This window comes from Acetobacter orleanensis (genome assembly GCF_001581005.1).
In the GTDB taxonomy this organism is placed as follows: Bacteria; Pseudomonadota; Alphaproteobacteria; order Acetobacterales; family Acetobacteraceae; genus Acetobacter; species Acetobacter orleanensis.
Genome location: NZ_LHZV01000011.1, coordinates 1 through 960, shown reverse-complemented (window position 1 = coordinate 960; position 960 = coordinate 1). Strand labels below are relative to the sequence as shown.

Genomic DNA, 960 nt, shown 5'->3' with positions numbered 1-960 from the left:
AGGTCAAGCACGGCCTGCCCGGTTGTCCAGCGGCATTCGGGATTATCCTGCACAGCCCAGCCAGCCAGATGCGTCTGTTTCAGGTGAGATGTCAGAGCGCGTGTGCCCAGCGACTCAATAAGACGAATATTGCCAACAAGCACGCCAAGGTTGCGGCGGTCATCTATAAACGGACCAACGGTGTCACACGGACGGCTGGTGCGGGAGACAAGGCGGACAGTGCGCACGTTACCGGGCACCATGAACAGCACGCTGTCATGATGTGTACGGGCCTGTCGGATAATCCGGCCTGTGTCTGTCACCAGATGCAGGTCACTGTCTTGCGTTGTGTCCTGCGGCGTCACCACGCTGGGAAGACCAGCCTGTTCCGCACGGGCGGCCAGTGCGGCAAACAGCGGCTCGACAAATGCCGGGTCTGTCGTCAGCGGAGCAGCCGCATCCTGTTCCCATGATTTAGGGCCACGCAGGAAGAGGACGTTTTCTTCCTGAGAGAAGGATTTATCAGTGCGCAGCAGTGTTTCGGAGCGCAGACCATCGACATTGATAATGGCGTGTTCAGCCGTTTCCACATGATAGATGGGGAAGGTGTGGTTTGTGGTGTCCACAAAGATGGAGCGCCCGTTGACCAGCATACGGACCGGCACAAAACGTCCATTCAGATACAGGCAATGTTCGGCTGTCAGGGCAATCTGCTGTGCTGGCACGCCCTCGGCAAAGGCATCTTTCTGAATGACAATGGGGAAGAGGTCACGCTGTGTTGCCACGACCGTACGGGTGCGGACGGCGGTCACAGGGGCTGCGGAGGAGGTTCCGTCCTGCGCGAAGGTTTTAATGTGCTCGCCGACAGTCATGTCTTCAATGGCTTTAAAGCTACCATCGGCCATTTCGACGCGGGCACCGGCCAGAAAGCAGGTAATGTCATCATTCGGCACTTCTGGAATGAGCGTGCCGCCGGTGATA

At 57.8% G+C, this 960-nt stretch carries 1 protein-coding gene; it reads right to left on the bottom strand.

The annotated features are described in order from the left end of the window. Positions 1 to 960 (bottom strand): Hint domain-containing protein (locus tag AD949_RS00060; RefSeq protein ID WP_211259968.1); only part of this gene is annotated, 960 nt, incomplete at both ends.